The sequence below is a fragment of the Pseudoalteromonas sp. D15MCD-2 genome (assembly GCF_038562745.1).
Classification (GTDB): domain Bacteria; phylum Pseudomonadota; class Gammaproteobacteria; order Enterobacterales; family Alteromonadaceae; genus Pseudoalteromonas.
The window spans coordinates 1,462,062-1,486,787 of the sequence record NZ_JBCFQE010000001.1 but is presented as its reverse complement, the minus strand read 5'-3'; the positions used below and the strand labels follow the sequence as shown (position 1 = coordinate 1,486,787).

The window sequence follows — 24,726 nt, the reverse complement described above, 5'->3', positions numbered from 1 at the left end:
TTTAATTCCTAGAATAAAACGTCCGACGCTTCAGATAACAAGGCTTCGATCTGAGCCTCTGTCATGTTTGACATTTCATCAGTCATCGTTGCCGCGTCCTTATCGAGCAAACTTGCATTTGCGCTAAGGTCGCTTGCTTGTGATCCTAAGTCGGTCGGTGAATTGGGGATTGCAGCAGATGGGACTTCGCTTGGCTTAGGCTTGTGTTGCTCTCCAAACGCTGACTGAACACGCTTTTCAACTTCTGCAAAGCGCTCTGCTACTGATTTGTTTTTAAAAGACGGGTCACTTGCGAGCTTTTCATCAATAACTTGGGCCATTTCCCACTTGTCTGAATCATTATCACGCCACGATTTCAGATGCTTTGAACTTTCAAAAGCAGTTTGGACCGAATTATCACTTGAGGGCTCTTCTTGCTTCTGAGGCTCTTGGGATGCTTGCTTATTAGCGTTGTGCTCTCGGAGTTGTTCAGCTAAAGCGCCGACCATTTCCCCTAAGTCTGGATATTCCTCTTTGATACGTGCCAACAATTCAGGATCTTCAAGCATTTGCTTAGGCAATTTGCGTGCGTCGATACCCGCGTCTTTTAACTGACTGCTGTGCAATTCAGCTAACTGCTTAGTTTCTTCGTACTTGCTTTCCAGCTCTGCTTTTTCATCGGCTATACGTTGGCTTGCCGCTTCTGCGTCTGCCGCACGTTGTCTCGCTTTGACTAGTACATCATAAGGCAAGCTGTGCTGGCCGTTCTTACTCGTAATGTCTGTTGCTTCAACGTAGTATTTACCGTCGATTTCCACAAAACCTTCAGGCACATCACCTTTTTGCTCACTTGCTTCGGTTGACGATTCCGGATTTACGTCTGTTTCAGCTTGTTCTTTGCCTTGCTCCTGTTCGGCTTCAGCTTCCGCTGCAGGCTCTTCTTTAGTGTCTACTACAGGCTCGCTTACTTCGCTGCCATCTTCATCACCAAAAAGCGTGTCACCATCAAGATCAACGTCGGCCAATGCCGCTTCGATTTCTTCTGGTGTGCCGTTTTCTAAAATATCGTCGAGATTATCCACTTATGACTCCATCACTATTTGACACATAGCTGCGAAAATTAAAGTTGTAGGCTGTACGCTGCCTTTGCGAGTTGTTGTGCATCGCACAAAAAAGCCGCCTTGGGTTTCCCTAAAGCGGCTTAATTTCTGCGTAGTACATACTTAATTGGATTTATTACCGGTAAGGTTTACGTAACCTCACATCAACACTTCCCCAGCTAATTACATAAACTGGTTTGCGTTGCTTAATACTTTGATTTATTAGCTCTGGTTTTAATTGTTGTATTTGATGGCTTTCAACAGGCATGAAAGCTGGCATTATGAACTTTAAAAAGAAGTGTTTTAATAAGTTCATATTTAGCCCTGAATAGCTTGTTTAACTATGGTGCTAAAAATAAAGTCTTTCGCTTGTTGTTCTACCGGTAGATGGTGGAACGGGACCATACAAGGATGCTCTTTTTTATCAGCATCTTTAACCTTGCCATACTTCCAACCTTGAATAGCTTTTTCAGCCATCCAGCTATCATGGGAAGCACTAGCAGGTGCATCAGGGTTCAGAATATGAAAAGCAACACCTTTAATCGCTGAGTCAATTTGCCATTGTGGTGCCATTTCCCAACTTGGCTGTTCTTCACGAAGCGCTTTGCAATAAGCTCGGTTTACTTCATGGCACATTTTAGCAATTGCTGTCACCTGCCCCATATGCTCTTTTGGAATGCCGAGCTCGTCAGCGCCTTCAAAATCAGCAAACTCAATTTTGTTATATCCATCTTCGAAAACTTCTTTAGGACTAAAAGAGACATAATCATTTTCATAAAGTACTAAATAATCACCTGCTACTGGCTTGTATCTAGCCGTAAGTTCGGTGCTTGCTAAATACGGCAATTGGACATCAGTGCCCGGTATACCAATAATTAAAGAGAGCTCTGGTTGTTCCTCTAACTTAGCTACTGATTTAATTTCAGCTGCCTGTACCACTTTGAAGCATTGAAACTCAGCCATTACTTCACGAATATGAACAGTTGCGCCATCATTACCGCACACTAAAACATTTATTAATTCTTCGGTTTGCTCACTCATTTTTACACCTGTATTGCGTCTAGTTGCTGTTGTAAGTTTGTTTGGATTGATGACTTAAGCGCTGCGACTTCTGCTTGTTTCTTCTGCACCTCAGCAAGGATATTTTGCGTTTCGGCTTGGATCTTCTCGTCTTTCACGCCTTCAGTTTCGGCTTTCTTCTGAATTTCATTGATACGTGCTTCAAGCTGCTTGTTTTCTAGTACGATTTTTTGCACCTTCTGCTGAATTTCTTGTTGCTGCAGTTGCTCCATTGCTTGTTGTTTTTCAGACTGAGCTTGTGCCTGTGCTAATTCTTCCTCGGTCATATCCTCTTTAGCTTTTGGAATGTTCAAGGCTTGGCGTAGTGTCGATAAAAACTCTTCTTTGTTTGGTAGGTCCATAAGCTCTACAAGCATTGGTAAAGTTGCTGCTTGTGCTTCTGGTGGTAACTGGCTAATAGTATTTGTAAGCAGTGTTGCTTGTTGTTGTCTGTATGTTGGCGTGGCTTTAACTGGTGCCAGTGCCATGTGCCCGCGCCAACGAGTTACGTCGTTATTGCGCTTCCCTTCAGGGTTTGGCTCATTAATGACGATAGAGCGGCGTTTTGCTTTATCTTCACGGTTAACAGTTACCTCGATGTTATTTTGAGGTTTAAGCTCTTCGATAATATAAGCAAGAAGTAACTCACCTACTTTGTTTCGCGAGTAATGGAAATTATCGTTTATTTCAGCAAGTGTTGTTGTGCCTTGTTCTACCAAGTTGGCAATAGCTACACCACTTGTTGCATTACTGTCTTGACCTAACATCGAGTTATAAACACCAGCACAATCTTGTATCAGCTTCATATCATGCTGCATCAAGTTAAACTGCTGTGCTGCAATGCCTACGTCGTTTTGAATGCTTATTGCATCACTAGCCTTGCCTTTATTCTTACGCTCCGGATTAAGCTTAATGTAGCCATCTGGCTTTTCGACCTCTTCCTTCACACGTCTATCTGATAACTGTGTTGCATCTTCATCTGCGATAACACGCCTTGCCTGCAATAAGTAGTTCAGGCGTATAACACGCGCATTAATACCATCTTGTGCAGGCATCATTCGACTGACTAAACCATAAGGTTCACCGCTTGCGTCTTTTTGATAACCAATGAATGGAACAAGGTTAAACATGCCACCTGGTGCTTCGCTTGGTCGATCAATAATACGATGTGGACCAATAAACCATGCTTCACGCACATTAGGGAATGCAGCATATTCAAGCTGAACTTTACCGCTATTAACAGCTGCAACATGTGCCGTATTGTTTTTATCAAACTCGATAACACGGCCATCAGACAGTCGAATGATGTGAGCACGCTTCCAGACTTTGTAATAGATAACTTGCAGTAACACGCGTTTACGTGTTGTGTCTAACCACTCACTAGTTGACCTATTCCAGCTTTGTGCATCGCTCCAAGCAGATTGCAGTGCATGATCTTCGGTGTGTTCTTCATCCAACGTTCTTAAGAAGTCTTCCCAGTGATTAACTGATTGCTCCAAGATTTCCTTATGCTCTGGAAAAGTCGCTATTGCTTCATCTAAATCAAGCCATTTTCGGCGAGCAATCCAGCGTGCATCACTTCTATCAGCTTCAACAGCGTGAAAGTCCCACCAAACCTCACGACGATGAATAAACTTAATTCGGTATGGTGCTGCAAAAGGAATTGGATTTCTAGTAACTTCTACCCAGCCAATACCCGCTTTTAATTGGCTCGCGTATGCATCGGAACACGCTCGGTCGCCATTAGCTAAGCGCCAATAGTCTTTGAACTTTTCATTAAGTGCCTTCGCTAACTCTTCGCCTTGCTCGTCATCAGCTGAAACCATCAAGTCAGAACGTGAACGAGCTTCTAAACCTAATACGCCATCAATTGTGGGGCCAATCATGTTGTGCACTATGTCTGGTTGCCCACGCTCTTCTAGAATAGCTTTAACTTTTGCACTTAATTGATCACCATCATAATACGCACATGCTTTTGTTGCGGGTGTTCGCCAATCAGGTTGTGAGTCAATGTCACCAAGGATCGACAATAGCTTATCTAACGACAAACCATCTTTGTTCTTTGCAAAATCAGCCATTTATTATCGTGCCATCCAAGAGTTAGGGTTGTGCGGTGCGGGAGTATTATCTTTAATGAGTTTCTTCGGCATTCTGACAAGCATTTCTTTAGCAATCATGTAGCTCATTACTTGGTCATCAAAGCCGCCGGGCTGCGCGCCCATGCGTCCTTTTTTATCGTAAACAAAGGTGTTTAATTCGTTGGCTGTTCCGCGCCAAACAATGCCGTCCTTGTCATGTGTAAGTAGTTCATCCAAACCACTAGTGAGTATTGGTTTAGACTGTGCACTGGTATGCCATCCTACTTTTTTTGTTTCTTCGTCCGTGTCTTCACGATCAATGTGTTCTTCTGTGTAAATCCGGCTAGTCGGGTAAATCTCAACTAACTCTTGAAGTGTTGCATGGCCGTGGTTGTTACGCTCTATGCCAATAAACGCCTTGTTATACATCAGGCCAATATGCTTATTGATATGAGCAAAGCGTTTAGGATCTATATGACCAAACCAATGAGCGACTTGGCGACCGTCTGATTTCGCGCATACATCTAATGAGCTGCGATCGCCGTGCTCAAGTCCTTCTGCAACATCGCCGCCGATCGCATATTCTTCGTCATCGTCTGGCAGTTCCCAAACGAGTAAGTAACCAAGTGTTGATTGTGCTAGCTTGTCAGCTGCTTTAGATGACAGGTCCACTTTGCCATTCATCTTTTTGAGCTTGCCTGTATAGGGCTCAATTTCATAAACAATGAGAGGCTTTTTGCAACGACCTTCAACACGCATCAAATCGTCACTCGCAAAGACTTTTCGACCTGATGTTAAAAACGCTTCCATTGGCGTAGATGGAAACTCCTGTTTCATCTTGTCTTTCATGTTGCGTTCTTTGCCGATGTACCAACATATTTGCTCTTCACTGAGCGTTATTCCATTAGCCGCTTCAACTGACTTAAAGTATTTAACTTGCTCTTTAGTTAGCTTTAGTCCGCTTGTTGGGACTGCTGCAACATACTTAGGATCTTCAAACCAAGGAAAGAAGTGAAACTTAAAGTTTTGTCTCGTTAATGCAATGCCTGACTCTAGCAGCTCCATTGCTTCTACAGACATATCGAAAAAATTACCTGCAGCGCCTTCTGCTGTCGATTCAACAAATATTAATGAGCCGTCATGAACAGCATTGAATGAGCCGCTTTTAACTTCTTCTGCACGTAATGGGTATTGCGCGCATATCTTGCCGTACTCGGAAACGTGTAAGACTTGAAGTGTTCCAGAGCGGAACGAAACAGCAACACGTACCCAGCTATCATTATTAAACCAAATACCAGTGCCCGTTTTACTTTTAATCGAGCGCTTACCTGTCTTTAGCCAGCTTGGTAACCGTTCGTATGGGTAAAGTATCTTGGATGAGAATATCGCGCTTGCCTCATCTTTACCTTGGGCAATAACACCACACTGTCTGTTATCGTTAAACATAGCGTGATCAAGAATGAAAACTTGAATAGCTGTACTAAAGCCCAACTGACGCGCTTTTAATATGATGTTTAAAAACCACATGGTCATAAACAACATGGTCTGTGCCAGCCGGCAACGAAATAAAACTTCTTGGCCTTTCTCGTTAGCGATTATGTAAAGGTTGTTTAGTCGCCACCACCAACAGTCTAAATATGGCTCACAACGTTCTAACAGGTCTACATCATCTAAAGTGAAGCGTTCTTCTTCTGTTAACCAGGTGCTTTTTGGATATTTAGCGAGCTTTGGCTGCATTATTCACTTACCACCTGATCTAAGCCGTCAGTGCGACTATCAATGAAGTTATCAAGCTTGCTAGTACCACCCGCTTCTTTTCTCGCTTTCGTAGCTTCGTGTTCAGCAATTTCCGCTTGATGTTTACCGCGCTTAGTTGCATGAACCAGTGCTTTAGTTTGTTGTGATATTCTTGATGTTTCAGCAATCAACTTGCCGCGTGCGAGTGAGTCCGTTTCAAGATTTGATAGCGTTTTTATAATTGATTCAACGCGTGTAATGTTTCTATCTAGCGCTGACTCTGCTTTGAATAATGACTCATAAAACCGCGCAACTGTATCAACATCCGTTTCAGGATCTTCAAGCTTCTTATTGATCCCTTCCATGGCCTTCATAACCATGTGAATGCGTGCTCGACAAAGAGCGAGCTCATCTTCAAGGGTTGTGGCTTCTACAAGTTGATTTACTTCATTCTCGAAGTATTTTGTATAACCACCATGCGTTACAAGGTGCCGATTTCGAGTACCAGGTTTTACACCGGGCTTTTGCTTGCCTTCCTTGGTTTTACGCTCTCTAGCCTTTGGTTGTTTCTTCAGATTGGTTTGAGGCAGCTTTATATAACGTCTTGCTGTTGCGTAATTAAGGCCGTGACTTTCACAGAAATCACGCGGACCTATACCACTTTCTTCATGCTCCTTTAAGAATAGTGTCTTTAAATCGTCCCATTTTGACACTACTGTTCACCGTAGCCTGCCTTGCACTCAGCTAATGCTTGTTCATCATCACGCACCAGTTCCCTCATACGTGCCTTATGGTACTCAGCATCTTCACGGCGTTTCTGAAGTTCAAGCTCATGCTTTTTGCTCTGATAACGCCAGTTCATTAAAAACGTTATCACTGTGAACAAAATACCAAGCGCAAGGGCAATGTTATTAAGTGACAATAAGCCACCGACACCAGTACCGATACTTGCGGTGTAACTAGCTGCTGCTGTTGATTTATCCATTGTTAAATTCACTGGCCCATTGTTTGGTTCGTTTAATATTTTCATTGCATTTATCTATGACAAACTCTAAATACTGCGCATACGCTAACAAACTCGCATTTCCTGCTATTTGTTTAATGTCGATGTTACAGTTGGATAGATATTCTTCCGGCGGTGTTACGTACACGTATTTCGTCTGTACCACCGTCCTTGTCACACTCGCTGGCTCTTGCGTACTTGAGCAAGCGGATAGCATCACAAGGAACGCTATCATTAGCCCATTGTTTAATAGCTTCATCGCTTGACTCTCGTAACTTGTCGATTTCAGATTGTGATGTATGTAAGCTGTTCGTTAGCTGGCTTACTTCATCTTGGTAGGCTTGATTAATGCGTGACAATGACTCTCGCTCACGTATTAATTTTTGATTCTGCTTTTCAGTTAGTTCGACGCTTTGCGCTAAGAACTCAGTTTGCATTGTTAAGTTATCAATCTCTAAGCTTTTACTTTTAATCGTTTTATTAGCTTCTGTAAGATCGTTTTCAATCGTCACAAGCTGATATGTTGCGTAAGCCAGTGCCACTAGTAATGCGACGATAGCGATTCTTTCAATGCTGCTGAATAGTGCTTTGAACATTTGCTACTCCATCAAGACATATTGAACGCTCTTTTTCTCTTCGTATGATTAAGCCTGGTAACTTTTGGCCTTTAGCAAAAATCCATCGAGACAACTCATTGCAAGCGCCAATGCGATCATTGTTGTTTAGTTTTTTAAGTAATGTGCTGCTTTGGAAGTTGCCTGAGCCTACGTTGTAGTGAAATGATAAATACGCAATGTGCTCGCCTTGGCTCAGCTTTGTATTAATAGCGCTCATTAGCTGTTCGTTATGAGTTGCCAAATCATCAGCTAACAAGTTCAAACACTCATCTTCTGTGTACTCTTTGCCAACAACAGCTGTTTCAGTATGGCCATAGCAAGTGGTTGCAATGCCAACAGGGTCAACATAGCCAGTTAACTCTTGGCCCTCAAAAGTAGCGATTGTTACACCTGCAGCCGCAAGAATGCCGGAAAACCCCAGCGCTATAAGTTTTCCTGCTTTCATAGTTTGTTCTCAAATTTAGGCATAAAAAAACCCGCGAGGTGCGGGTTGTTAAAAATAACAATAAAACTATTTTTCTAATATTTTTCTTATATTTCGTAAGCTATTGATGGTATCTATTACTTCATGATGCCTCGGTATGACTATATTATTCACACTATCGAGTTTATATATATTTTGCAGCGTATTTATTTCAACTTTAATTCCATCTAGCTTTTCATTGATTGACGAATTTTCAAAAAGAAGTTGTCGGTATGCGCCTCTACTTTTTTTCAGCTCTTTTGTTAACTCTATTGCTTCGTTGTGAGCCTTAAGATGAAGTTCTTCAGCTTCAAGCTGCTTTTCTTTTATTTCATTTCTTGAGATTTCATAAATACTGGAGCGTTCTTTTTCAGTGGCAATATCACTCAATAATTTTGAATTTTCTTCACGCTCTTTAATTAAACTTTTTTGTACTTCTTTTTCTCTTCTTAATAATTCATCATATTTATTTGTTAAGTCATGGGCCCTAGATTTAGTTATAGATAATTCATCTAGTATTTGTAAATGTTCATCATTGGAAACCATCTCCTTCCAGCCCTTGGAATGAAGCCATTTATTAAACCAATTGCCCGCAAAGCGTTTCAAAAGTTCTACAAGGTTATTTACCCAAGGGATGACAACAATAATGACTATTGTAAGCAGAAAAGGGTAAATGTAATGCCATTCGTAAGGGATTTGCTGTAATTTAAGGCTTGGCTTTAACGGCTCATAAAAGAACCAATAAAGTAGCTTCCAGTTCCAAGTACAAGAAACCCAAAAAAAAGTAAAAATGAATGGGCTTGCTAATCTTTCTCTGAATAGGTCCAGAGTACTACTATCATCTTGAACGGTCATTTTACATCCCTTTAAAACTAAAAATCCGCCAAGTCATAAACTAAGCGGATTTCTTCAACATGGAAAATACTATATCAGGATTGGGGGGTTTGCAAGTTAGAGTCGTCATTTTCTGACTCAACAAAAAATGGTTTAAAATAAGGTAGAGACTTAGAAAAGACTTCATCGAAATGTTCATCGCTCATCAAGCCTAGCATATTTATCAAAAATAACGCCCTCTGCAAATCAATTGCAAACAACGCTATATCAAAATCCGTACCAGAGTTTGAGTGTAATTTTATATGTACCCCAATAAACATAAAGTTTTCAGTTACAATTCTTAGTTGCTCTTCTAAAACAACGCCTTTTGCTGAAGTATCCAACTGGCTTAATCTATCAAAGCTTACTATGGGGTTGTCTTTATTAAAGATGACATTACTAGATTTCAAATTAGCATTTTGAATTTCGAGATGAGTGTTCTCAGGAAAAGCATGCTTGTATAGCCTTTCAGATAAAATTAACAAACTCTCCCCTTCAACTTTAGAATTATACCTAAACATTTTCTTACTTAACGTTAACAAATTATCTAATTTATCCTTAAACCTTTGTATATGCTCATGATAAAGCAAGAAACTTTCTTTTTTCATGTAAAGTGACAATTGACTCTCAAGTCTATCAGACTGTTTTTGAGCTATCTTTAATTGTTCAAAAGCTAAATTTTGCTGCATCTTTGATAATCTTAGCTGCTCGGAAAACTGCAAACTTCTAGCGTATAAACCCAATAACGTTGTTATAGTTACCATTAATACAAAAAGTCTAATGGGTAATGCAAACGCAGCCTCTATGCCTACCCAATTAGATAACTTCATTACATCATAGTCGATTTGATTTCCAACAAGTGCAAACTGAGCACCTAATAGCAGTAACGGTAAAATCCAAGTTAACGAAAGAGAAATTTCAAACCTAAACCTCCACTTTTCATATTCCTTTTCTTGATAGTTCTTGTGCTTACTAACTAAGTCCAGATTTTCCATAAACTAACCCTTAAACAACACTTTTTACACTTCCTCTATGCATTCGCACAGAACTAATCACAACTCCTTCAAAAAGGTACTCATCATGCTTGGTAACTTTTACTGGTGGGTATTCATCGCTTGCAGAAAGCAGTAAGTTATTTTTGAGGTCAGCAATTTTACAAACAAACACACCGTTGTACGCACAAACAATAACATCGCCCTGCTTAACATCAACGCTGCGGTCAATGATTAGCAAGTCACCGTCAAAAATTCCGACTCCTTCCATAGAACGACCGCTGGCTATTCCATAAAAAGTTGCATCTTTGTTCTTTTCAATTAACCCCGCAACTCCATTTTGAAATGCATTATAACTATCTCCTTTAATTACATTACTTAGCAACACGCTCATAGCTCTACCTGTTTTTGAGTTTTACATAACATTAATAATTAGTGGTTTCTCAAAATATTAAAATCAGTAAATTCTGAGTCCTGCTAGGTATAGTTCGTATTTCATTAGGGCTAGGTTAACTGTTTTTATCTCGCTCAATTTTGTCAGCCAAGGCTCTTAGCTTATAAGCAATCGTCGCTTTGGTATCATTCTTATTGAAATAAGCCTCTAAATGTTCATTGTCGATATCTAGAGCTAATGTGAAATTACAGTAATCGCCAAATCCTACTGGCTGTACTTTAATGTTAGCGAGCTTTTTTTGCATGTTACCTCCTTTAAATGCTATGCCGACCTTCTTTTATCATAGCGCATTTAATCGTAATTCTGCGCACTCTGGTAATTATGCTTTATTTTATATATTAATTAAATCAAATAGCTAAAGTGGAATATGAGATACTGCGCAGTAATAGTGCGCAGAAAATTTGCAAATGTCTTGTTTTAAAAAGTTAAAAGCGGAAAAGTAAAAGCCCAGACTACTGGGCTTAATGATGTTATGATGATGGTAAGTTATCTAAGTTATCCTTTACCTTTTTGTTGGGTGGAGTCCTAATGTGTTTATCCTTATTGCTCGGGTTTACTACAACTAAATCTAGCACTCCTTTTTCCGCTAGCTTTATTGCCTGATCCTTATTATAAAACCTCTTATTACCTTCACCCTTAACAGCAATGATATTTCCTTTTTTATCTTTTTTGGCTGCTATAATTCGCTTTTTTGTCATTTTTTATTCCTCTAAAGAGGAAACTAGCTTAAAATATTAGTGTCAACATTATTTGTACTAGTTTCTGTATGAATAATTGCTACCAAACGATTGTTTGGTAGCGCCTTAACTACTTTGAGGGCTATAAAATCGCCCACATCAACATCATAATACAAAACAACTGCTCCGACCAGTTATTTTAAGCTACATCTTCCATCTTTTCATAGATGTTTTTAAATATACCTCTCTCCCATTCACTAATTAGCCTTAAAAGCTCTTTGGTTACTTCGTCATGTGCACAGCTGTAGCTTTTGTGATTGATACCGATGATCTGGCAACGGCTTCTCTTTGATATTGGCCTACGCCCTCTACCATGGCAGTGAATGCAAATATCAGGGCTTGGACTTGTTGCTTTCTCCCCAGGTGCTAAACCGTTTCCATCACATTCATTACATACCGGCTGTACGTGCTCATATATTGCCGACATTACCAGGCCGTTCAATGTTTCTGGCTTTATCTTGTACTGTCGTATTTTGATAAACAAGGTTGCATGCATCGTTAAAGAGCGCACTACGCGTTTAAGCCTCTGCTCTTCACCTACATATCGAAAGTAAGCCCAGCTTGTTTGACATGGTGGCAGTCCAGCAAGTGCATGTGCTGCCGTTCTCCAATCGATAACGTCTTGACCGCTGCCGCCAAACGTACCAGTTAGATTAAGTGTTTTAGTTGTTAGTTTTGCTAGTAGTTTAATCGGCTGCATTCTATTTACCCCCAAAGCGCAATCATTGCTGCGTCACGTTTGTCTTCGTTTGTTCGGCCTTGCCATCCAGTGATTTTATTAAAGTAATTTCCATCTTTTTTAGCTTGTCGCTTATGTTGCCCTTTAAGAGGTCTTACTTTAGTAACTCGGTAACCTTGGCTTTCAAGTACTTCACAAATTAGTCGAGCAGTCGCTTTACACGCTCCTACGTCTTGGCAAATTTTTTCGCGTACAGAGCGCTTGTTCTTAACTTTCTCACCGAATAGTGGCTTTATTGCTTCGGGGTTTTCTACTTTGATTGTGATTGACTCTTTTGGGCCAGCTGCAGCGATGTATTCAAATAGGTCAACAAAGCTCAGTGATTCAAGGTGTAAAATAGTTTTTCCTTGAATGACAGCAATACCACTTTTAACAAAGTCGGGATCTATTCCAATTGTTAGCATGCGCTTGGTACCTCAATTAAACCTTGCTCTAATAGAATTGATTGCGTTCTGATCATCCCTTCATATGCATACAAACGGTTGATACGCGGATCGCCTACTCGAGTTCTGTTATCAATAACATCGTGGCATGCCGAGCACGCATACGTTGCATGTATGTCATCACACTTCTGGCCCATACCTGAGCCTTTCCCTACATGCGCAAGTACAACTGTTTCACTATTGCCATTGCACACACCAGGTATGCGCACTTGGCATTGTTGGCCTCTGGCGCTATTTCGAATTTTCTTACTAATGAGCGACATTTGTTTCCCCATATAGAGCGAGCATGTATAAATCGTCAGGCCTTGTTAGCATTAGCTCTAAGTACTCTGCGCAGTATTGCTCTAACCAATTAAGGTATTCAGTAAACTCTTTGGTATTCAGCTTTCGAGTGCGTTTTCTGACAATGATTGGCTCTTCATTGCCTGCTTGGATAACGCGCACACCAAACTTTTTGCGCACAAATACTTCGTGAACATCTTCTGAGCTGTTTTCTTGTCCAAAATGCTCTCGCAAGTGTTCAGCTATTTCCTGATTCCACACCCACATAAGTCGGTTCTGAGCTAAAGAACGCCTTGCTTTGAATTCTTTGAACTCAATCACAACGTCTTTACCAAAGCGCAACATATCTCTTACTGCTTGCCCTATTTGAGGCAAGTAATACTGCGCATTAGTAGCCGTTATTACTTTCTTTGCCATTTACGCAGCCTTCTCAGGTTCTTTTGCTGACTCTTGTTTGGCTACTTCCTCTTGATGTGCCAGTTTCAATACTTCTGCAGTTGCAGCTAGCATTGAGTCACGTAAATCACGGGGCAAGTTGTATCGCTCAGTGATCACTGTTGTTGACTTAACCAGTAGTTCAATTGCTTTATTCACATTTGCCTGGCTTCCCTCTTGGATAGCTTTTGCTGCATGCCCTTTTGCAGCTGATAGGAACCCATCACTGATCAGCTCGCCGGTTGGTGATAGTTGCTGTAATGTGCTTTTCTTAACTTGTGCCATGATTAACCTCTATGCGGTTCTTGCTTGTTTAAATGTTTTTTCCATTTCAGCGTTGAGCGAATAACCCTGATGTGATGGAACTTTATTTGATGTGAAGTTACCCGGGTGAGCTTTTACATTACTCATTTGATTTGCAGCTTTACGATGCTGACGGCGGGACTCTTCACGTTTTATCTTTTCCTGCTTAAATACTTCTTTCTGATCTTTGATGTACTGAGGAACACTTTGAACACCAGCAAGTTTTGCTGCTCTGGCCATTACTCTATTGCCTGCTGCAGTAGCTGCATTTAAGTCTCTTGCGCTTGGCTCATTTATTCCTTTAAGTACCGCTTCCTTGGCCTTACGCGCTTCAACGACTGCAAGCCAATACCCATCACCTAAAATCTCTTTTAGTGCACGGATGAATTGCTTTTGGTCTTGTTCGTAAGACTTCATGGCTCACCCCACGTACTTCAAGTAAGCCGGTGGCGCTGAGTACTCAAGCTTTAGCGGTATAGGGTTTAGTTCTCCTTTGCCATATAGCTCTGCAAGCTTTGTGTATTTCTCTTTAGCCATTTTCTGCCAAGCGCTATCAGTTAGATTTGCTCTTGCTGCAGCGATACTTTGGTTAAGCCAGTAAACTAATGGCTCAGACCATTCTTTGTCTTTGCCGTAGTTTTTAACTCGTTGGTCGTTTATCTCAGCCATGCATTGCGCAAGTGTTGGCATACCGCGGGCATGCAAACATAAAATTTTAAATTCAATGGGATTTGGTGCGTGACGTTCTGAAACAGATCGTGTTCTAGCTAAGTTAAGTGCAGCTCTGATTTCCTTTACCAAAAACTTCATGCCAAAAAGTTGATTCGCATATTCAATTGCTGTCTGCTCTAAGTTTCCACGCCAATTAAAATCACTTGCTGGGTAGTAAGCTCTTAGCGCTGGCAATATCTCACCACCGATCAGGCTTGCAAGCGCCTGATCAGGACAGCGTTGCGATTGATTGAGTTTTGATATTTGATTGTTCATCCGATCACCTCATCATCATGAAGTGCTGGCATGTGTGCCACCGCTGCTTGCATTGCAGCTAGTTGGTCACCAACGTTGTTAGATTTGCGTTGGCTAAAATGGCTTGATGCTGATGGCCGGTCCTGCTCTCTCGATAACCAGCTAACAATAAATCGCGGCATACCTCGCTGTGTTTTACGACGAGTGGGGTTTGCGTTACTCCACGAATACATTTCTCGTAGTTGCTGTAAAACATCAACTGCCGGATACGTTTCAGACCATTCATCAATTTGGGTTTGAGTTATTTCGTAACGTTCATCTTTTTTGTTGGTCGGTATCCATGCAACGGCTGGTTCAGAGCCTTGCTCTGAGCAAGAATTAACTTTAGTTAATTCTTTATCTTTAGAGTTGTCTTTAAGACTTTCTTTTGTGTGTACTGTTTCAGTACTAGCATGTGTTACCGTTTCAGTACTAGTAAGTGTTACTGTTTCAGTACTGTACTGTTTTGGTTTTTTGCTAGTACTGTTTTGGTAACACTTCTTAGGTTTATGCTCTGTCCATTCGCTCGTTTTTTTATTGATTTCTAGCTCGCCTTGAGTTCCGCCTGTACGGATAATCAGCTTCATTTCAATCAATTCATTCAATACTTCACTACAGCGTGCTCTTGGCATATTAGTTATCTCAGATAACTGAGAGCCACTAATACGGTCGCGCTTCTTCTGAAAGCCATACGTCTTACGTATGACTGCTAGAAACACCTTATATTGACGCTTTGTCATATCATGACTAATCGCAGCATCCAGCAATGTATTTGCTAGGCGCGTAAAGCCTTTTTCTAAACTTGCCACAGTAACGACCTCGGCCTGTTTGGTTTGCTCCTGGCTACATGGGAACTTGTAAATCTCTGCTAAATTAGCCATAATTACTCCTGTTATTACTGAACCCGCTATCCTGCCGACCAAAGCTGATGCGGGTTTTGTTTTATCTGCGAGTTACATCAGCCTTTGCTGTAGCTCGCGCCTTAAATTCTTTTGCTTTATTCAGTTTTTTTCTTCCAATAACCACGCAACCAATTAAGTCAATTACAAAAGCCATCACAGCTAACATGGCTAATAAATCAGAAATTGTTTTATGTTTACTGACGAGAGTACTTATCACCATCAACAGCACCCCAATGCTTATAGAGTGACGAACTATAAAGCTCATACTCAACGCCTAAACTGGCGTCTTTGTATTTCTCGAAGTTCAGCGCAGCCAATACATAAATTAGTTTTAACTGCCTTTCTACGCTCTTCGGGAATATCAGCACCGCAATCAATACACTCTAATGACTCTTGAACATCTTCTTGTCTTAAGTTCGCTAACTGTCTTTCTTGTTCTCGCTCTATTTCAATTTGAGCGTTATCAGCTGCATCCATTACGACTCCATTAACTACTTGAATAAATTTTAAAAAATACACATTCTGTGTGTTCGCTATAGGCGGTAGCGACAGGGAGAGTTAGTCTATTGGCTTGCACAGACCGTTGCCCTAGACGTGATTAGGGACTAATAGACTCCCCCTCCCTTGCCTCCGAGTTTGCAAGGCTCGGAACTCGTCGGCCAAATTTTCATTGGTCGCTGAGCGCTCGGCGACTTGTGATGGAGTGAGATTTCTCATGAAGTTTCAAGTCTCTGTAAAGATCACTACAACTGTTAACCTTTCACGGTTAACACATCACAAACTGCCAATTTTAAAGCGCCCTTTTGTCTGCTAGCATGCAAGTGCGAATTACAAAAACCAGCCACACAAAAGGACTAAAAATGAACTTCGATATTTCTTCTTTTAATAGAATTGCTAAACCGCTTTTAAATACCCTCGCTGAGCAATTCCCATTACCACTAAAGATCCACCTTCAACGTTATGAAGCCCCAGACTTCGACGCAAAGAATGATATACCTTTGCTAAGAGCAACCCTTTATTACCTAGCAGCAAATAACTACTTGATGTTTGAAGGCGATCACGCAGATAACGCGAATTACTACTTAACATCAAAAGGCCTAGAACTTCTTAAAGTCGATTTTGAAAAAGAGTTCAAAAAATCTTCTTCTGTATATGACCAAGGCAAAGTTGGCTGTTAACCCACGACTCATTTACCGGCTTACGGATCCTTTTCGTAGGCCTTCCACATAATTCGTAACATCAAGAACAAACCCATCACGAGCACTGCCATGAAAACCCAATTCATCTGCCTTTGTACTTATTAGCTCGCCAAGTCCTTTTGCTGCCTCGTCATATTTGATATAGCTATCTCTTTTTTTCCCATCTGATAATCGAACTTCATCTTTAGCTTTAGGGAAATCACCCTCGCTATATAAAGGCGTAATTTGTTGAGCGTCAGTTAATGAGCAAATAGCTTTACCATTACAGTAAAAACCTGATTCTTCGTCCGTATCTTCTACAAGCGCCTCGATAAAAACACCCGCACAGGTGCGCCCATTAAAAGAGAACGAATAAAGCTTGCCATCAACCAGATTTAAATTGTTATCGCTCATGTAAAACCACCTTCATATATTGATTAAAAAGTGTCCTTTCGTTTGCTAGGATGAATATGCGAGTAAACAAACAGCAAACAAAAGGACTAAACATGCCAAATATTGATCACTTACCACCTGTGCTCTGCCCGGTGTGCAAAGCAAAATTCAATAAACCGCCTAGTTGGTTTCATGACCAATCGGTGTACATTTGCCCCTGTGGGTATGAAGTCCCAATAGATAATGCGATCAAGGCGCACTTCGCCATGCTCGCAAAACAGATCTCGGAATTCCCTAAGTTTTGATTCAGGCCATTCAGCCCATTTAAGCTCCGTTGTAAAAATGGGTTTATCAACTAGATGCAGCCAAGGTGGCGGCGTATCTTCATTAATAAAACTCATGAGCTCGTCACTCATATTCAAGCCACCTTCAATGATGTAGCTTTCACTGAAGCTGGTTCATTTGGATCAGGACGAACCATTTGCTCAAGCTCTGCGGTCACATGCAAAATAGCTGTAATAGCTTGTTGGGCTCGCTTTTGAATGACATCAAAATTTGATTCGGTAATAACGCCATCAGAACGTGAAGTGTGAACAGCTTTGGCAAAGTCACCGCATGCGGCTTGTAACTGAAGTATTTGGTCTGCTAGTTCTTCATCTGATAAGCCAACATCAGGCAAATCAACAACTGTTTTGCCTACGCTAAATGCCCAGGCTTCTAATGAACGGTAGTCTTGTGTTAGGTCTGACATTGCAATAATTTGTCGATACCCAAGAATGTGAGTATCACAACCATCATCCAACTTGCTTCTAAGAACTGTTGGATTCATACCCATCTGTCTAGCAAGTTCAGCAATGTTGTAGTCATTCTTATAACTTTCAGCTGCTGCCATTGGGCATCGTGCGGCTGGTGCATGAGCACACGTACTTTTTTTAGATAAAAGCATTTATATTCTTCCTTATGCTGCTGACTTAGGCTGGTCATTCTCATAAAGAGACAGATCAACTTTAAGCGCCCCCTTTGTGATCATTTGAAGTTCAAAAGCTCGACCGCGAGGAACTCGACCATCATTTGTCCAATGGGTTATTGATCCTTTGCTTAACGGTGGAGAAAAAGCTTTAGCTAACTTTGACTTACTACCAAAATATGAAACTGCATCGCTGGTTTTCATATACATCTCCTAAATAAGTATGCGAGAAGTATAGTTTTATGAACATTTGCAAGTCAAGCAAAGTGAACCAATAAAATAGTAAGATGTTTAGATAACTATACTTAGAGAATATAAAAATGACATTTCAAGAACGTTTAGAAGCACAGATGAAATCTGAGGGTGTTAAAGGAATTGATATAGTCAACAAACTGAAAATCTCTAAGGGAACCGTAAGTCAGTGGCGTAATGGTGTAAGCAAGCCTAGAGGCGAAAACGCTGTTAGATTAGCTAAGTTTTTACGCTGTAATCTTACATGGTTAATTGAAGGAAAAGGGTTACCCAATAAAAACCTAGAATTAGAGCTAGGTCCAGACCTTAGAGGCAAGGCCCCTCTAATATCTTGGGTACAGGCTGGCAAATGGAAAGAAATTGATTTGGAAAATTTGCAACAAGCGTCTGACATCACTTTCTATCAACATACAGCAAATGTTAGTGATGAAGCATTTGCACTTCGTGTTAAAGGTGACAGTATGACGAGTTTTACGGGTGGGAAATCAATACCTGAGGGCTCTGTAATAATAGTTGACCCGAACATGCAAGCTGAACATGGAAAAGTAATCGTCGCAAGACTAGAAGACAGCAACGAAGCAACTTTAAAGCAATTAGTTATTGATGGAGGTGCGAAATACTTAAAGCCATTTAATAACAGCTACCCGACAATGCCTATCAATGGAAACTGCACTATCATTGGGGTAGTCAAACAAGTCATACAAGATTTTTAACTAACCTCTATGACAAGACTTGCACCATTTTGTAAGACCATCTTGAGTCTTATTAGAATGGTAGAAACTTGTACCTCTTCGCCTTTTCCCACAACCAGAGCAAATCTTATACTTTATTTGCTTCCTGCTATTATCAGCTCTCAAGCAGTCAAGGCACCACTTGGTTAAACCGTCCTTATTTCTTTCGCTTTGCCCAAAGGATGAGATTGCAAGGTTATTTAGGCACTTGGAACACTTTTTGGTTTTTGAACCAGCATTACGCTGAATAACTGCTGCTTCTTGCCTAGAAATCAGGTCTGGTTTATGTTCTAAGGGCTGTTGAACGTTGGATGATACTTTTGGAATATGGTCTATAGGCTTTTCTAGCTTCTCATTATTTACATTGAATTTTGTAGAAGAACTAGTAAAAACTCTTGTTTGTTCGCGTTCTACATAACCATTCTCAGTTTCAAACCGCTCATATCTTTTTTCTTTAGTCTTTGTTTTATCTGAGTCACGATTATCAAGTAAATACCAAACTACGAAAATCCCACCAATAATTAAAATTATATCCATATAAATCACGTCGCTTTACTTAGGTTTTAACTAACCCTAAACAATAAATAGCTATATATCAACATTCCCGTTTAAACATTCTTAAGCACACAGAAACACCAATAGAAATTTATAACTCCGAACAAAAAGTTTAGTTTTTTGAACTTTTTTGTTGACAGATTTGTTTGCATATATAAACTTAAATAAAGTTTAGAAAAATGAACAAAGGTATCAACATGGATAGCAACACTAAACAACATAAAGAGTCAGTTGAAATAGCACTACATCGTCTAATTTCAGCATCGCTTTCTTTCGCTCTAGCAAAGCACACAGCTTGCGTGAATATTTCACCAGCTAATGATGTGGTTTCAATCTTCATAAAAGACGAGTCAAACGAGACTGTTGTCTTAGAAACCATTTTGCTAAATGCGAAAGATTCAGCGCAAAAAATCAATGCGGTAACCGACGAGCTTAATCAGCTTAACTGCCCTCTCGATTTAGTGAGCTAAGACCATGGACGTTACAAAAATAAAAGACCTTTTGGCAGATCCTTTTGAAGAACATGACATTGAATGGCGTGTTCAACAAAGCGGTGTATCTAACAATCAAAAGCCTTGGGTAATGGTTATTCCATACATCACTAACCGCGCAATCCAACAACGATTAGATGACGTTCTAGGTCTGGATGGCTGGGAGAATGTCTATCAAGAAGCATCTAACGGTAAAGGCTACCTTTGCGGGTTAAAAGTTCGCATTGGTGATAAATGGGTAACTAAGTGGGATGGCGCAGAGTACACGAATATAGAACCCCTCAAAGGTGCTTTATCGGGTGCTATGAAGCGAACAGCCGTTCAATTTGGTATTGGCCGTTACCTCTACTCTCTTGAATCAGAGTTTGCAACTTGCTCACCAGTTAATAACCGTTTCGAGTGTGATGGTGAATACATACGCATTCCGCTTAATAAGCAACAGAAAAACGGCCCAAAAATGGAAGCGCAATGGTTTCCTCCACAACTACCAGATTGGGCGTTACCAAAAGCTAAATTCGATAAGTACTTAGAGGCGATTGAGTCTGCAGAATTAATGGAATCAATGCGCGAAGCTTATAACAAAGCATACAAATACGCTGAAGCTGTAAACAGAATCGATATTCGTGACAAAGCGATAGCAATCAAAGACCGCAAAAAAGCTGAGCTTGAGAAGCAAAACCAAGATGAGGCAATAAATAAAAACAAAAAGTTTTTGAATTGGATTAAAACAAAAATCAGCGACCTGATCACAAGCGCTGAGAACGAATCAATTTTAAACCTTAACCATAAGAAACTGCTTCAAGAGGTTAAGGGCCATTGTAGAGCTAACAAAATTGACGCAACCAATTTTGTTAGCCAGGTAAACGAAGCGCATCAACAAGCACTAATCAACCTAAGAAACTAAATGGAGCATAGCACCATGACTACAGCAAAGCAAAGCACTGCAACAAGCCTAGTAGAAGTCGTATTTCAAGAAGACCTAACAAAGCAAGGTCTGGCAGAACTTCGTAAGAAGTACCCGAAGTCTTTAAAACTTGATATGCAAGATGATGATGACTTCAAAGAAGCCCGTAAAATTCGAACTGAGCGTAACAAGCTAGCAAAGGCAATCAATGATCGTCGAATCAGCTTCACTAGTGAGCTAAAAGATCACGGTGATGACTTAATAAATAAAATTGATGTTATTTACAATCCTATCATTACAGCGTTTGAAGCAGAGGATAAACGCCGTAAAGAAGAAGCTGCACGCATTAAAGCAGAACACGAAGCGATGCTAGATAAGCAACGCCTAGATATTGCTGAGTTCAAAGGCTTTATTCAGCAATGTAAAGGCAAAGACTCTCAGTATATCGCTGATGCACTGGAGTCAGTAGATCTCATCGAAACTGATTCATTCCACAAAGACATTATTCATGAAGCTATCGACGCTAAAAAAGAAGTGATCGAAACACTTAATGAAATGTATCAGACAGCAAAAGCTAATGAAAAAGTTGAAGCTGAACGTGCTGAGTTACGCGCCAAAGAAGAGCAAATTGAAAAAGAGCGTACTATTGAAAACCGCATTAATAAATTGCGTAACAGCCCTATGGATTTCTTTGGCAAGTCTAGCCAAGTGATCCAAGACCGTATTACTCAGTTAGAAAACTACACACCTACTGAAAGTGACTTTGGACCACGTCTAGATGAAGTTATTCAGCTTCAAGCACAGGTAATTCAGCAATTGCGAATGATGCTTACACAAGCCATACAACTTGAATCTGTTAACTCAGTTGCTCAGCCAATTGAAGAGCAAGCTACCAACCAAGATGTGCATAGCGTTCAGCAGGCTCAATTTGAACAACAAGAAGATAACCAACTTCAATCTCAAGATGCACCGCTTCTAGGCGGGACAATCAAGTCAGATGTTTTTGAAACTACAACTAATACTGATGGCTATATCCCTCTGGACTTATGGCCGAGTGCAATGGACCGAGCAGAGAACGATGAATTAGACCGCGTTTGTGATCAGCTCGAAGTAGCTGAAAGTCACATCGCATTCTTAGAAGCTGAATTAAACAAAGCGCTTGCGGCTTAATTCCAAACTTTAAACAAATTTAGCGCCTTCGGGCGCGCCATTTAAGGGGAGAAACTATGTCATCAGTAACAAGAATAGCCCAACACCGTATGACTCAGCACTTGCGATGTAACAACATCATTTTTGGGTCAGCAATAGTAGTAAGTGCAAAAAAAGAAGACGTAGAAGGTTGGGTTTTACCAGGTGGGAAATTTACTCGAAATAGAACTGAGGCTTTTAAAACGTGCAGAAAGATGCACAGCCTAATAGAGGTTCTAGGCGGCATAAAACCATTAACTCACGCAGATAGAGCGGCTTAACTATGATGCACGATTACATGGCAATCCGCGGCAACTCAACACGTGCTTGTAAAGCTCGAAAACGTAAAGAGTTCTTCAAATTAACTGCTGTCATTGGGGCAATTGTGATTTTAGTTGCCACCGTTGTCTGGCTCACAACCAAGTAGGCCCAGTATGTTTTGTGTCTTTGGCGTAAGTAAAAAGAAATCTAAAGCCGCTGCTGAAAAGAAGGTAAATGCTATGCGTGGCGAACTTGCGCCAAAAAATCCAGCACAGCACAAACAACTGGTTGAGGTTATGACTGAAGAATTGTTTTTAAAGTCAAAACCTACAGCTGTCAGCGGCGAATTATCAAGTCCAAGCCTAGTTGATGACTTTATAGAGCTAGCAAATAAAACGGGCGATATACGAGCTTTAAAAGGTATGAGACGAGTACATAAAGCAGATAAAAAAGGTGCCTTGCAATACTCCAAGCGTACTAAACAACCAATTTTTGAGTGGGTACCTCTTGAACAAAATTTCACTCAAGAGCTCATCAATGAAGAATTTTTTTAAAGGTAATTTTATGCTTTTTTCAAATTTAATAATTTATAAATTCAAGCAAGAAATTGAGTTCAATAATGAACAATTCAACGAAGCGCTTGAGCAAGATATGTTTCGTCATTGTGGTGAACAAGAGTTGTCAACTTTAGGTTGGACTAAAGCTTTTGGGAAGCATGGTGAAGCACTATGCCACTTTTCAAATCGCAAAATCCTAGTGTGCGCTAAACGTGAAGAAAAAGTCCTTCCAGCGGCTGTGATTAATGAAATAGTTGCCGAAAAAATTGAGCAAATTGAACTTGAGGAAAATCGCACAGTTAAGAAGAAAGAACGTGACGAACTAAAAGAAAACACTTTGCACACGCTGCTACCTCAAGCGTTTACTAAATCAAGCCTACAATACGCATTCATTGATATGGACAGCGGTTTATTAGTGGTTAACAGCGCTAGTTTTGGAAAGGCTGAAGAGCTCACCGCCCTATTGCGTAAGTCACTTGGCACCCTGCCAATCGTTCCAGCATTTGGCGAATTTGATTTGGATGTCTTTCTTACTGATTGGTTAACTAACTTTTCTACCCCTGCCAACTTCTCAATTGGCGCAGATGCCGAAATGCAAGAGGCAGACGATAGTGGCGCAATTGTAAAACTGAAAGGCCATGACTTACAAGGTGACGAAATTAAAGCTCATTTAGATTTGGGTAAACGAGTAACAAAACTAGCTCTTAACTGGAAAGACCGTATCAAGTTTAACTTCCAAAATGATGGTGCCATCAAACAAGTTGGCTATTCAGACTCACTGAAAGAAGAAAACGCTGATATTCCTGCTGAAGATATGCCAATTAAGTTAGATGCAGACTTCATTTTAATTGCAAGTGAATTGGTCGAAATGGTGACCGAGCTTACAAATGGCGGCCTTGTTAATGGGTTCCCTGAAGATCAAGACGATTCTAACGAATCATTGCTCTCAAAATTTCAAGACAACAATGGCAATGATGAATTCTATGCCGAAGCAGTTAAATTTGTTCAAAAGTCTCAGCACGCATCTGTCTCATGTATTCAGCGTAAATTTCGAATTGGCTATAACCGAGCTGCTCGATTAGTTGAACAGCTTGAAGCAAACGGCATCATCACCGCGCCTGGTCATAACGGCGCTCGAGAAGTATTAGTTAAGTAAGGAGTAAACCATGGCTCGCGGAGTTAATAAAGTAATCTTAGTAGGCAACTTAGGCCAAGATCCTGAAGTGCGTTACATGCCTAATGGCAATGGCGTGGCAAATATCAGTGTGGCTACAACTGATAGCTGGAAGGACAAAAATACAGGTCAATTGCAAGAGCGCACAGAATGGCATCGCGTCATTTTGTTCGGGAAACTTGCTGAAGTAGCCGGTGAATACTTACGTAAAGGTTCACAGGTTTACATTGAAGGTCGCTTGCAAACTCGCAAATGGACCGACCAATCAGGCCAAGAAAAATTCACAACAGAAATCGTTGTCGACATGGGCGGACAGATGCAGATGCTTGGTGGCCGAAGCTACGACCAACATCAAGGAACTGGCTATCAAGGTGGTGGTTATCAGGGCGGCCATCAACAAGCCGGTTATCAAGGTGGACAGCAACAAAGAAGTCCACATCAAGGCGGACAACAGAATAACCAACGTCAAAGCAATTCGCGAAATAACAATGCACAAGGTGGATATGCCCATAAACCGCAACAATCACAGCAGTACGGCGGACCGCAAAACCCTATGGAACCACCTATTGATTTTGACGACGATATTCCGTTCTGAGGATTACTTGAGAGTGGGTTCTGTAACATTACTGTCATTTTTAAGTAATCTAACTGTCATTTAGTGTCGCTTCAGTGGAGAGCAAATACCAAGCCCAAAATTGGAGATTTGCATGAATAACTTACTTAAAAGCAGTGTTCAGATTACCGGGAAAATGACAGCGAAAGGTGCAGATAGAGCTGCCTTAGTTAAAGCAATTTCAATTCTTATAATTAGCTTAACATTTGGCATTTCAACAATCCTAACTGCCTTAGGTAGTTTTTAAGAGATACAGGTAAT

Annotated in this window: 39 protein-coding genes and 1 pseudogene; 11 read left to right on the top strand and 29 right to left on the bottom strand. The window is 40.7% G+C overall.

Features of this window, described 5'->3' with window-relative positions:
- Positions 1–8 precede the first annotated feature (8 nt).
- From AADY36_RS06805 to AADY36_RS06695, 24 genes are all read right to left on the bottom strand, one after another.
- Positions 9–1,061 (bottom strand): hypothetical protein, encoded by a 1,053-nt coding sequence (locus AADY36_RS06805; protein WP_342408720.1) that lies wholly within the window; start codon positions 1,059–1,061, stop codon positions 9–11.
- A gap of 336 nt (positions 1,062–1,397) precedes the next feature.
- Positions 1,398–2,120 carry a RyR domain-containing protein gene (locus tag AADY36_RS06800; RefSeq protein ID WP_342408719.1) on the bottom strand — a complete coding sequence of 241 codons (723 nt, stop codon included), beginning with the start codon at positions 2,118–2,120 and terminating at the stop codon, positions 1,398–1,400.
- Positions 2,121–2,122: 2 nt separating this feature from the next.
- Positions 2,123–4,216, bottom strand: coding sequence for a portal protein (locus AADY36_RS06795; protein WP_342408718.1), 2,094 nt, complete (start codon positions 4,214–4,216; stop codon positions 2,123–2,125).
- 3 nt (positions 4,217–4,219) lie between these two features.
- A complete protein-coding gene (locus tag AADY36_RS06790) occupies positions 4,220–5,953 on the bottom strand; it encodes a terminase (protein ID WP_208855476.1) in 1,734 nt (577 codons plus the stop codon).
- Complete coding sequence (locus tag AADY36_RS06785; RefSeq protein ID WP_342408717.1) at positions 5,953–6,666, bottom strand: hypothetical protein; 714 nt, start codon at positions 6,664–6,666, stop codon at positions 5,953–5,955. The genes AADY36_RS06790 and AADY36_RS06785 overlap by 1 nt, the downstream gene beginning before the upstream one ends.
- Positions 6,666–6,983: an HP1 family phage holin gene (locus AADY36_RS06780; RefSeq protein ID WP_342408716.1), complete on the bottom strand. Its 318-nt coding sequence runs from the start codon at positions 6,981–6,983 to the stop codon at positions 6,666–6,668. The genes AADY36_RS06785 and AADY36_RS06780 overlap by 1 nt, the downstream gene beginning before the upstream one ends.
- Complete coding sequence (gene lysC, locus AADY36_RS20860; protein ID WP_425272492.1) at positions 6,931–7,173, bottom strand: Rz1-like lysis system protein LysC; 243 nt, start codon at positions 7,171–7,173, stop codon at positions 6,931–6,933. Before lysC ends, AADY36_RS06780 begins: the two co-directional genes overlap by 53 nt.
- A complete protein-coding gene (locus AADY36_RS06775) occupies positions 7,064–7,552 on the bottom strand; it encodes a hypothetical protein (protein WP_342408715.1) in 489 nt (162 codons plus the stop codon). Before AADY36_RS06775 ends, lysC begins: the two co-directional genes overlap by 110 nt.
- Positions 7,524–8,018 carry a lysozyme gene (locus tag AADY36_RS06770; protein ID WP_062564165.1) on the bottom strand — a complete coding sequence of 165 codons (495 nt, stop codon included), beginning with the start codon at positions 8,016–8,018 and terminating at the stop codon, positions 7,524–7,526. The genes AADY36_RS06775 and AADY36_RS06770 overlap by 29 nt, the downstream gene beginning before the upstream one ends.
- A 66-nt stretch (positions 8,019–8,084) precedes the next feature.
- Entirely contained in the window at positions 8,085–8,891 is an 807-nt protein-coding gene (locus AADY36_RS06765) for a hypothetical protein (protein WP_062564166.1), read from the bottom strand.
- Between the two features lie 74 nt (positions 8,892–8,965).
- Positions 8,966–9,904 carry a hypothetical protein gene (locus AADY36_RS06760; RefSeq protein ID WP_062564167.1) on the bottom strand — a complete coding sequence of 313 codons (939 nt, stop codon included), beginning with the start codon at positions 9,902–9,904 and terminating at the stop codon, positions 8,966–8,968.
- Positions 9,905–9,914: 10 nt separating this feature from the next.
- A complete protein-coding gene (locus AADY36_RS06755; RefSeq protein WP_156426435.1) occupies positions 9,915–10,295 on the bottom strand; it encodes a LexA family protein in 381 nt (126 codons plus the stop codon).
- 115 nt (positions 10,296–10,410) lie between these two features.
- Entirely contained in the window at positions 10,411–10,599 is a 189-nt protein-coding gene (locus AADY36_RS06750) for a hypothetical protein (RefSeq protein WP_062564168.1), read from the bottom strand.
- Between the two features lie 226 nt (positions 10,600–10,825).
- Positions 10,826–11,053, bottom strand: a complete 228-nt coding sequence (locus AADY36_RS06745) for a DUF3892 domain-containing protein (RefSeq protein ID WP_062564169.1) — start codon at positions 11,051–11,053, stop codon at positions 10,826–10,828.
- 178 nt (positions 11,054–11,231) lie between these two features.
- Positions 11,232–11,792, bottom strand: coding sequence for a hypothetical protein (locus AADY36_RS06740; RefSeq protein WP_342408714.1), 561 nt, complete (start codon positions 11,790–11,792; stop codon positions 11,232–11,234).
- 5 nt (positions 11,793–11,797) lie between these two features.
- Positions 11,798–12,235: a hypothetical protein gene (locus tag AADY36_RS06735; protein WP_062564171.1), complete on the bottom strand. Its 438-nt coding sequence runs from the start codon at positions 12,233–12,235 to the stop codon at positions 11,798–11,800.
- Positions 12,229–12,537, bottom strand: a complete 309-nt coding sequence (locus AADY36_RS06730) for a DUF1364 domain-containing protein (RefSeq protein WP_138557950.1) — start codon at positions 12,535–12,537, stop codon at positions 12,229–12,231. Before AADY36_RS06730 ends, AADY36_RS06735 begins: the two co-directional genes overlap by 7 nt.
- Entirely contained in the window at positions 12,524–12,973 is a 450-nt protein-coding gene (locus AADY36_RS06725) for a recombination protein NinB (protein WP_342408713.1), read from the bottom strand. The genes AADY36_RS06730 and AADY36_RS06725 overlap by 14 nt, the downstream gene beginning before the upstream one ends.
- Positions 12,974–13,276 carry a hypothetical protein gene (locus AADY36_RS06720; protein ID WP_062564174.1) on the bottom strand — a complete coding sequence of 101 codons (303 nt, stop codon included), beginning with the start codon at positions 13,274–13,276 and terminating at the stop codon, positions 12,974–12,976. It abuts the gene before it with no gap.
- A 9-nt stretch (positions 13,277–13,285) separates the two neighbouring features.
- Positions 13,286–13,711 carry a hypothetical protein gene (locus AADY36_RS06715; protein WP_342408712.1) on the bottom strand — a complete coding sequence of 142 codons (426 nt, stop codon included), beginning with the start codon at positions 13,709–13,711 and terminating at the stop codon, positions 13,286–13,288.
- 3 nt (positions 13,712–13,714) lie between these two features.
- On the bottom strand, positions 13,715–14,281 hold the full coding sequence (locus AADY36_RS06710; protein ID WP_342408711.1) for a hypothetical protein: 567 nt from the start codon (positions 14,279–14,281) through the stop codon (positions 13,715–13,717).
- Complete coding sequence (locus tag AADY36_RS06705) at positions 14,278–15,180, bottom strand: replication protein (RefSeq protein WP_342408710.1); 903 nt, start codon at positions 15,178–15,180, stop codon at positions 14,278–14,280. Before AADY36_RS06705 ends, AADY36_RS06710 begins: the two co-directional genes overlap by 4 nt.
- Positions 15,181–15,241: 61 nt before the next feature.
- Positions 15,242–15,466 (bottom strand): hypothetical protein, encoded by a 225-nt coding sequence (locus tag AADY36_RS06700; RefSeq protein ID WP_342408709.1) that lies wholly within the window; start codon positions 15,464–15,466, stop codon positions 15,242–15,244.
- 2 nt (positions 15,467–15,468) lie between these two features.
- The gene (locus tag AADY36_RS06695; protein WP_342408708.1) at positions 15,469–15,678 is read right to left on the bottom strand and encodes a TraR/DksA C4-type zinc finger protein; all 210 of its coding nucleotides are present in this window, start codon (positions 15,676–15,678) and stop codon (positions 15,469–15,471) included.
- Between the two features lie 383 nt (positions 15,679–16,061).
- On the opposite strand from AADY36_RS06695, the gene AADY36_RS06690 reads away from it, so the two are divergent.
- Positions 16,062–16,379, top strand: coding sequence for a hypothetical protein (locus AADY36_RS06690; protein WP_156426437.1), 318 nt, complete (start codon positions 16,062–16,064; stop codon positions 16,377–16,379).
- A 12-nt stretch (positions 16,380–16,391) separates the two neighbouring features.
- On the opposite strand, the gene AADY36_RS06685 is transcribed toward AADY36_RS06690, so the two are convergent.
- The 4 genes from AADY36_RS06685 to AADY36_RS06670 all read right to left on the bottom strand — a co-directional run bounded on the left by AADY36_RS06685 (position 16,392) and on the right by AADY36_RS06670 (position 17,943).
- Positions 16,392–16,793, bottom strand: a complete 402-nt coding sequence (locus AADY36_RS06685) for a hypothetical protein (protein WP_342408707.1) — start codon at positions 16,791–16,793, stop codon at positions 16,392–16,394.
- A gap of 110 nt (positions 16,794–16,903) precedes the next feature.
- Positions 16,904–17,188, bottom strand: a complete 285-nt coding sequence (locus AADY36_RS06680) for a hypothetical protein (protein WP_062564182.1) — start codon at positions 17,186–17,188, stop codon at positions 16,904–16,906.
- Between the two features lie 2 nt (positions 17,189–17,190).
- The gene (locus AADY36_RS06675; RefSeq protein WP_062564183.1) at positions 17,191–17,718 is read right to left on the bottom strand and encodes a phage regulatory CII family protein; all 528 of its coding nucleotides are present in this window, start codon (positions 17,716–17,718) and stop codon (positions 17,191–17,193) included.
- Positions 17,719–17,730: 12 nt separating this feature from the next.
- Positions 17,731–17,943, bottom strand: a complete 213-nt coding sequence (locus tag AADY36_RS06670; RefSeq protein WP_217874312.1) for a Cro/CI family transcriptional regulator — start codon at positions 17,941–17,943, stop codon at positions 17,731–17,733.
- Positions 17,944–18,059: 116 nt separating this feature from the next.
- Between AADY36_RS06670 and AADY36_RS06665 the strand changes: the two genes are divergently transcribed.
- Positions 18,060–18,704 carry a LexA family protein gene (locus tag AADY36_RS06665; RefSeq protein WP_342408706.1) on the top strand — a complete coding sequence of 215 codons (645 nt, stop codon included), beginning with the start codon at positions 18,060–18,062 and terminating at the stop codon, positions 18,702–18,704.
- Here the strand turns inward: AADY36_RS06665 and AADY36_RS06660 are convergent, their stop codons facing one another.
- The gene (locus tag AADY36_RS06660; protein ID WP_342408705.1) at positions 18,705–19,259 is read right to left on the bottom strand and encodes a hypothetical protein; all 555 of its coding nucleotides are present in this window, start codon (positions 19,257–19,259) and stop codon (positions 18,705–18,707) included.
- Positions 19,260–19,474: 215 nt separating this feature from the next.
- On the opposite strand from AADY36_RS06660, the gene AADY36_RS06655 reads away from it, so the two are divergent.
- The 9 genes and pseudogenes from AADY36_RS06655 to AADY36_RS06615 all read left to right on the top strand — a co-directional run bounded on the left by AADY36_RS06655 (position 19,475) and on the right by AADY36_RS06615 (position 24,712).
- On the top strand, positions 19,475–19,747 hold the full coding sequence (locus AADY36_RS06655) for a hypothetical protein (RefSeq protein ID WP_342408704.1): 273 nt from the start codon (positions 19,475–19,477) through the stop codon (positions 19,745–19,747).
- Positions 19,748–19,751: 4 nt separating this feature from the next.
- Positions 19,752–20,672 carry a Rad52/Rad22 family DNA repair protein gene (locus tag AADY36_RS06650; RefSeq protein WP_342408703.1) on the top strand — a complete coding sequence of 307 codons (921 nt, stop codon included), beginning with the start codon at positions 19,752–19,754 and terminating at the stop codon, positions 20,670–20,672.
- A 15-nt stretch (positions 20,673–20,687) separates the two neighbouring features.
- A complete protein-coding gene (locus AADY36_RS06645; protein WP_156426438.1) occupies positions 20,688–21,842 on the top strand; it encodes a hypothetical protein in 1,155 nt (384 codons plus the stop codon).
- 301 nt (positions 21,843–22,143) lie between these two features.
- Positions 22,144–22,287, top strand: a complete 144-nt coding sequence (locus tag AADY36_RS06640) for a hypothetical protein (RefSeq protein ID WP_156426439.1) — start codon at positions 22,144–22,146, stop codon at positions 22,285–22,287.
- A 7-nt stretch (positions 22,288–22,294) separates the two neighbouring features.
- On the top strand, positions 22,295–22,675 hold the full coding sequence (locus tag AADY36_RS06635) for a hypothetical protein (RefSeq protein WP_342408702.1): 381 nt from the start codon (positions 22,295–22,297) through the stop codon (positions 22,673–22,675).
- A 10-nt stretch (positions 22,676–22,685) separates the two neighbouring features.
- Positions 22,686–23,570 (top strand): annotated as a pseudogene (rdgC, locus tag AADY36_RS06630) (recombination-associated protein RdgC); the annotation flags it as partial.
- Entirely contained in the window at positions 23,547–23,834 is a 288-nt protein-coding gene (locus tag AADY36_RS06625; protein ID WP_342409264.1) for a DNA translocase FtsK, read from the top strand. The pseudogene rdgC and the gene AADY36_RS06625, both read left to right, overlap by 24 nt.
- Positions 23,835–23,844: 10 nt before the next feature.
- Positions 23,845–24,447 carry a single-stranded DNA-binding protein gene (gene ssb, locus AADY36_RS06620; protein WP_342408701.1) on the top strand — a complete coding sequence of 201 codons (603 nt, stop codon included), beginning with the start codon at positions 23,845–23,847 and terminating at the stop codon, positions 24,445–24,447.
- A gap of 112 nt (positions 24,448–24,559) precedes the next feature.
- The gene (locus tag AADY36_RS06615; protein ID WP_342408700.1) at positions 24,560–24,712 is read left to right on the top strand and encodes a hypothetical protein; all 153 of its coding nucleotides are present in this window, start codon (positions 24,560–24,562) and stop codon (positions 24,710–24,712) included.
- Positions 24,713–24,726 lie beyond the last annotated feature (14 nt).